General features: G+C 65.9%; 6 protein-coding genes and 1 pseudogene. All 7 read right to left on the minus strand.

Going from position 1 to position 4,021, the window contains the following annotated elements; genetic code table 11:
• Positions 1 to 148 (minus strand): ribosomal protein S19 family protein (locus ACOJSF_RS01900; RefSeq protein ID WP_420140550.1); only part of this gene is annotated, 148 nt, incomplete at its 3' end.
• A gap of 3 nt (positions 149 to 151) precedes the next feature.
• Positions 152 to 988, minus strand: coding sequence for a 50S ribosomal protein L2 (gene rplB, locus ACOJSF_RS01905; protein ID WP_420140546.1), 837 nt, complete (start codon positions 986 to 988; stop codon positions 152 to 154).
• A gap of 4 nt (positions 989 to 992) precedes the next feature.
• Positions 993 to 1,307 carry a 50S ribosomal protein L23 gene (locus ACOJSF_RS01910; protein ID WP_420140547.1) on the minus strand — a complete coding sequence of 105 codons (315 nt, stop codon included), beginning with the start codon at positions 1,305 to 1,307 and terminating at the stop codon, positions 993 to 995.
• Positions 1,300 to 1,926 (minus strand): 50S ribosomal protein L4, encoded by a 627-nt coding sequence (rplD, locus tag ACOJSF_RS01915; protein ID WP_420140548.1) that lies wholly within the window; start codon positions 1,924 to 1,926, stop codon positions 1,300 to 1,302. The genes ACOJSF_RS01910 and rplD overlap by 8 nt, the downstream gene beginning before the upstream one ends.
• Positions 1,927 to 1,928: 2 nt before the next feature.
• Positions 1,929 to 2,681 (minus strand): 50S ribosomal protein L3, encoded by a 753-nt coding sequence (rplC, locus tag ACOJSF_RS01920; RefSeq protein ID WP_420140549.1) that lies wholly within the window; start codon positions 2,679 to 2,681, stop codon positions 1,929 to 1,931.
• Between the two features lie 298 nt (positions 2,682 to 2,979).
• Positions 2,980 to 3,288 carry a 30S ribosomal protein S10 gene (gene rpsJ / locus ACOJSF_RS01925; RefSeq protein ID WP_167074487.1) on the minus strand — a complete coding sequence of 103 codons (309 nt, stop codon included), beginning with the start codon at positions 3,286 to 3,288 and terminating at the stop codon, positions 2,980 to 2,982.
• 122 nt (positions 3,289 to 3,410) lie between these two features.
• Positions 3,411 to 3,872, minus strand: a pseudogene (locus ACOJSF_RS01930) (30S ribosomal protein S10); the annotation flags it as partial.
• Between the last annotated feature and the right edge of the window lie 149 nt (positions 3,873 to 4,021).

Genomic DNA, 4,021 nt, shown 5'->3' on the forward strand with positions numbered 1-4,021 from the left:
TGAAGGTCAGGCCGACGAACTGCGGCAGGATGGTGGAGCGGCGCGACCAGGTCTTGATCGCACCACGGCCGCCGGCCTCCTGTGCCGTCTCCGCCTTCTTGAGCAGGCTCAGTTCGACGAACGGGCCCTTCCAAACAGAACGAGCCATCTATCAGCCCTTCTTCTTTGCGTGACGCGAACGGATGATGAACTTGTCCGTCGCCTTGTTCGAACGGGTGCGGGCACCCTTGGTCGGCTTGCCCCACGGGGTGACCGGGTGACGGCCACCCGAGGTGCGGCCTTCGCCGCCGCCGTGCGGGTGGTCGACCGGGTTCTTGGCAACGCCGCGCGTCAGCGGGCGATAGCCGAGCCAGCGGTTGCGCCCCGCCTTCGCCAGGTTCTGGTTGGCGTTGTCCGGGTTGGACACCGCACCGACCGTGCACATGCAGTCCGAACGGACATAGCGCTGCTCGCCCGAATTCAGGCGGACCATCACCATGCCGCGATCGCGGCCGACGATCTGGACATAGGTACCCGCCGCACGCGCGATCTGACCACCCTTGCCGGGCTTCATCTCGACATTGTGGACGATCGTGCCGACCGGGGCCTGGCCGATCTCCATCGCGTTGCCCGGCTTCACGTCGGTCTTCTTGGCCGCGAGGACCGAGTCGCCGATCGCCAGACGCTGCGGCGCGATGATGTAGGCCACTTCGCCGTCCTCGTACTTGACGAGGGCGATGAACGCCGAACGGTTGGGATCATATTCGATCCGCTCGACCGTGGCCGGCTGGTCCCACTTGCGACGCTTGAAGTCGATGAAGCGGTACTTCTGCTTGTGGCCGCCGCCGATGCCGCGCGCGGTCGCGTGGCCCATGTTGTTGCGGCCGCCGGACTTGCGCAGACCCTCGGTCAGCGCCTTGACGGGCTTGCCCTTGTAGAGCTGCGCCCGATCGATCAGGATCAGGCCACGACGCGCCGGGCTCGTCGGATTGTAATGCTTGAGCGCCATCGCCTTAGATTCCCGTGGTGATATCGATCGACTGGCCTTCGGCCAGCGTCACGATCGCCTTCTTGGAGTCCGAACGCCGATAGGCTTCGCCCTTCCAGCGCTTGGTCTTGCCCTTGCTCACGATCGTGTTCACGCCCGTGACCTTGACCGACCAGATCGCCTCGACGGCGGCCTTGATCTCGGGCTTGGTCGCATCGCCCGCCACCTTGAAGACGACCGCGTTCTGCTCGCTGAGCAGGGTCGACTTCTCGGTGATGTGGGGCGCCAGCACCACGTCGTAATGACGGTTGTCCACCGCCGCCTTCGGCTGCTTAGCCATTGAAACGCGCCTCCAGCTTCTCGACGGCGGCGCGCGTCAGCACCAGCGTGTCGTGGTTCTGGATGTCGTAGACGTTGGCGCCCACGGCCGGCAGCAGGTTGATGCCGCGCAGGTTGCCCGAGGCATGCGCGAAGCTGACGTTCAGTGCATCGCCGTCGATCACCAGCGCCTTGCGGCCGAAGCCCAGGCCCTGGAGCTGCGCGGCGAGCGCCTTGGTCTTGCCTTCCGCCACGTCGAGCGCGTCGAGCACGATCAGGCTGCCGTCCTTGGCCTTCGCCGACAACGCCATCTTCAGGCCGAGCGCGCGGACCTTCTTGTTCAGCGACGGATTGAAGTCGCGAACGCGGGCGCCGTGCGCCTTGCCGCCGCCGATGAAGACGGGGGCGCGGCGATCGCCGTGACGGGCGGTGCCGCCACCCTTCTGGCGACCGAGCTTCTTGCCCGAACGGGCCACGTCGGCGCGCTCACGCGTGCCGCGCGCCGTGCCGCGACGCTTCTCCAGCTGCCAGGTGACGACCCGGTGCAGGATATCCGCGCGCGGCTCGATGCCGAACACGTCGTCGTTGAGTTCGATGTCGCCGGCGGCCGACGCGTCGAGGTTCTTGACCTGAATCTTCATGATCAGCCCTCCTGGCCTTCGGTCGCTTCCGGCGCGGCGACGGTCTCGGCCGGCGTCTCGGCAGCGTTGTTGCTGTTGGCGGCGGCCTTCAGGCCGGCCGGGCGGGGCGCATCGGCATGCGCCGGCAGCTTCACCGCATCCTTGACCAGCAGCCAGGCACCCTTCGAGCCCGGCACCGAGCCGCGCACGAACAGCAGCCCGCGCTCGGCGTCCGTGCGGACGATCTCGAGGTTCTGCTGCGTGCGCTGACGGTCGCCCATGTGGCCGGCCATCTTCTTGTTCTTGAAGACCTTGCCCGGATCCTGACGGTTGCCGGTCGAGCCGTGCGAACGGTGCGAGACCGACACGCCGTGCGTCGCGCGCAGACCGCCGAAGCCCCAGCGCTTCAGCGCGCCGGCAAAGCCCTTGCCCTGCGTCCGGCCCGAAATGTCGACATACTGGCCGGCGACGAAATGATCGGCCGACAGCTCCGCGCCGACGTCGAGGAGATTGTCCTCGGTCACGCGGAATTCGTGGACATAGGCCTTCGGCTCGACCTCGGCCTTGCCGAAGTGGCCGCGCTGCGGCTTGGCGACGTTCTTGACCTTCGCCGACCCCGCGCCGAGCTGAACCGCGACATAGCCGTCACGATCCGCTTCCTTGCGCGCCACGACCTGGAGACCGTCGAGCTGCAGGACGGTGACGGGCACGTGGCGCCCATCATCCTGGAACAGCCGGGTCATGCCCACCTTCTTTGCGATCACGCCAGTGCGCATGATCAATTCCTTCCCAAACAGAGGCCCATCGCCAGAGCGCCGGGCTTGCCAACGAAAAAGGCTTCGGTCGCCCGAAGCCTGGCCCAGTGAAACCGCATGCCCCGCCAGGGCCAGTGTTCAACAACCATGGTGACGGATCACCAATTTGTTGAAAGCGGGGACGCAGACAACGGCGCCTCCAAGGGGAGAAAGCCGTTCGGTATCCTTGCTTTCCGCTTCGACCGTCGATCCGCAGGACCATGACGGGAAGCTAAAAGCGCCGGCGCAGGTGAATCACCTCGCCAGCGATCCGACGTCCTTACGCCAGCTTGATCTCAACATCAACACCCGCCGCGAGATCGAGCTTCATCAGCGCATCGACGGTCTGCGGGGTCGGCTGGACGATGTCCAGAAGGCGCTTGTAAGTGCGCACCTCGAACTGCTCGCGGCTCTTCTTGTCGATGTGCGGGCCGCGGTTGACCGTGAACTTCTCGATGCGCGTCGGCAGGGGAATGGGGCCACGGGTCAGCGCGCCGGTGCGTCGCGCCGTGTCGGCGATCTCGCCGGTGGCCTGATCGAGCACGCGATGGTCGAACGCCTTGAGGCGAATGCGGATGTTGCTGTCCATTGTCCCTACCGATGTCAAAGAGCCTGGGCCGGCCGCGGCGGCGCCGCGAGGGCCTCTCATAAAAAGCAAACCGGCCGACTCTCCGAAGAGAGCCGGCCGGCTCGTTAAGGCTGGGGCCTATATTACGCGGAGATCGCGCTGACAACCCCGGCGCCGACGGTGCGGCCGCCTTCACGGATGGAGAAGCGCAGGCCCTCTTCCATCGCGATCGGCGCGATCAGCTTGACGCCGAGCTGCACGTTGTCGCCGGGCATCACCATCTCGGTGCCCTCCGGCAGCTTCACTTCGCCCGTCACGTCGGTCGTGCGGAAGTAGAACTGCGGACGGTAGTTCGCGAAGAACGGCGTGTGACGGCCACCTTCTTCCTTCGAGAGGACATAGACCTCCGAGGAGAATTCGGTGTGCGGCTTGATCGAGCCCGGCTTGCAGAGAACCTGGCCACGCTCGACCTCTTCACGGCCGACGCCACGGATCAGTGCGCCGGTGCGACGCGCGGTGTCGGCGATGTCGCCGGCCGCCTGGTCAAGCACGCGATGGTCGAACGCCTTGAGGCGAATGCGGATGCTGTTGTCCATGTACCCTACCGATATGAAAGAGCGGACCCCGTTGCCGGGGTTCTTGCTGGTTCGAATTCAAACTGGAGGCGCGCCAATACAGAGGAGTGGCGTCGGGATCAAGGGGGCGACGGACAAAATTGCGTCGTGGCGCGACGGCATCACAGACATGGCCCGAT

It is taken from the genome of Sphingomonas sp., from assembly GCF_048594985.1.
Lineage (GTDB): Bacteria > Pseudomonadota > Alphaproteobacteria > Sphingomonadales > Sphingomonadaceae > Sphingomonas_I.

Excerpts from the sequence above, each read along its gene's own strand:
- rplD (WP_420140548.1), bottom strand. The coding sequence starts at position 1,926 with ATGAAGATTCAGGTCAAGAACCTCGACGCGTCGGCCGCCGGCGACATC.
- rplB (WP_420140546.1), bottom strand. The coding sequence starts at position 988 with ATGGCGCTCAAGCATTACAATCCGACGAGCCCGGCGCGTCGTGGCCTG.
- ACOJSF_RS01910 (WP_420140547.1), bottom strand. The coding sequence starts at position 1,307 with ATGGCTAAGCAGCCGAAGGCGGCGGTGGACAACCGTCATTACGACGTG.
- rpsJ (WP_167074487.1), bottom strand. The coding sequence starts at position 3,288 with ATGGACAGCAACATCCGCATTCGCCTCAAGGCGTTCGACCATCGCGTG.
- rplC (WP_420140549.1), bottom strand. The coding sequence starts at position 2,681 with ATGCGCACTGGCGTGATCGCAAAGAAGGTGGGCATGACCCGGCTGTTC.